Origin of the sequence: Microbispora sp. GKU 823 (assembly GCF_002027145.1) — a bacterium.
Classification (GTDB): domain Bacteria; phylum Actinomycetota; class Actinomycetes; order Streptosporangiales; family Streptosporangiaceae; genus Microbispora; species Microbispora siamensis.
The window spans coordinates 1-1,946 of the sequence record NZ_MWJN01000233.1 but is presented as its reverse complement, the minus strand read 5'-3'; the positions used below and the strand labels follow the sequence as shown (position 1 = coordinate 1,946).

The following is a 1,946-nucleotide window of genomic DNA, read 5'->3' as shown; positions in this document are numbered from 1 at the left end:
ACGTGGCGAAGTTCTCCGGCCGGGTCACCAGGCCCACGATCGCCAGCAGCACCAGCGCCGCGACCAGACCCAGATGCGGGATCCCGCCGAGCCGGCCGGCCATCGTTCCAGAGGCGAATCCGCCGGATCGTGCCCGGGGGGTCGCCTGTTCCTCCACCGCGGGCGTCACAGAGTCGCTCACGCCGGCCTTCCTTCCATGATCATGTCGAGGACGTGGTGTTCGTCGAGGTCCCGGGCATCGCTCTCGTGGATCACGCGGCCCTCACGGACGACCAGCACCCGGTCCGCCAGGCCGAGCACCTCGGGCACCTCGCTGGAGACCAGCAGCACGCCGATCCCCTCGTCGGCGAGCCTCCGGATGACGGCGTACAGCTCCGCCCGGGCGCCGACGTCCACCCCCCGGGTCGGCTCGTCGAGCAGCAGGAACTTGCGGCCGTTGATCAGCCAGCGCGCCAGCACCGCCTTCTGCTGGTTGCCGCCGGAGAGGTTCTTGATCGGCCGGTCCAGGTGAGGCGGCCGGATGTCGAGGTCCTCGACCTGGCGCCGGGCGTCGGACGCCTCGCGGCCGCGGTTCAGCCAGCCGAACCTGGCGTACCGGTCGAGGCTGCTCAGGGAGATGTTGCGCATGACGCTCTGGTCGAGCAGCAGTGCCTGGGCCTTGCGCTCCTCGGGGGCCAGCCCCATGCCGGCCCGTACGGCGCGGCTGGGGCTGCCGCCGCGCACCGGGGCGCCGTTCAGGACCACGCGGCCCTCCGCGCGGCGAGCTCCGTAGATCGCCTCGATGATCTCCGAGCGGCCCGACCCCACGAGCCCGGCCAGCCCGACGATCTCCCCGGCCCGTACGGTGAACGACACGTCGGTCACGCGGCCGGGCACGGTGAGCTTCTCCACGCGCAGGATCTCGGGACGGTCGTCATGACTGCCGGGGCGGGGCCGGGGCGGGAAGACGTGCTCGACCTCGCGGCCGGTCATCAGCGCGACCACCTGCGAGGTGGGCGTGTCCTTGGCCGGCAGCCCGACCGCGACCGTGCGGCCGTCCTTCAGCACCGTCACCCGGTCGCCGATCTCCCGGATCTCCTCCAGCCGGTGCGAGATGTAGATCACCGCTACGCCCTGCGCGGTCAGTTCGCGGATGATCCGGAACAGGTTGGTCACCTCGTCGTGGGCCAGGGCCGCCGACGGCTCGTCCATGACGATCAGCCGAGTGTCGTACGAGAGCGCCCGCGCCATGCTCACCACCTGCTTGGCGGCCGGCGACAGCCGGCCCACCTCGGTCGTCGGGCGGATCTCGCCGTGCCCGAGCCCGGCCAGCAGTTCGCGGGTGATCCGGTTGGCCTCTCCCCTGCTGACGAACCCGAGCCGGGCCGGCTCGTGGCCGAGGAACACGTTCTCGGCGACGCTCAGGCCGTCGACCAGGTCGAGCTCCTGGTAGATGGTGGAGATGCCGAGCCGGATCGCGGCCGTCGGGCCCGCCAGGCGGACCTCCGTGCCGTCGAACACGATGGTCCCCTCGTCGGGCTGGTGGGCGCCGGCCAGAGTCTTGATCAGCGTGGACTTGCCGGCGCCGTTCTGGCCGAGCAGGCAGTGCACCTCCCCCGCGCGGACGTCGAGGTCGACGCCGTTCAGGGCGCGCACGCCGGGGAACTGTTTGACGATTCCTCGCATTTGGAGAAGAGACGCCGAGTCGGACGATGACCGCGGCACAGGGGCCTCCTGAGGGACGGGGGATGCGGCCGTGGCCCCGCCCGCCTGACGGCGCCGGTTTGGCACCACCGCGACGGCGCCGAAGTCGGCGTCAACGGTGCCGCTGCGGTTCCGGACGACCGATCAGGCGGGCGGGACGTTCTGGGTGGGGGAAGGGGACTGGGTGAGGGTCCCGGCGCTCGGCGTGCTGCGCAAGCGCGATCGCGTCGGCGGAACGCCGACTCAGGGATGTGGGCGGTGGT

Annotated in this window: 1 protein-coding gene and 1 pseudogene; both read right to left on the bottom strand. The window is 72.0% G+C overall.

The window, feature by feature from the left end; translation table 11 throughout:
- Positions 1-181: pseudogene (locus B1L11_RS46335) on the bottom strand (ABC transporter permease); the annotation flags it as partial.
- Entirely contained in the window at positions 178-1,665 is a 1,488-nt protein-coding gene (locus B1L11_RS44410) for a sugar ABC transporter ATP-binding protein (protein WP_079321109.1), read from the bottom strand. The pseudogene B1L11_RS46335 and the gene B1L11_RS44410, both read right to left, overlap by 4 nt.
- Positions 1,666-1,946 lie beyond the last annotated feature (281 nt).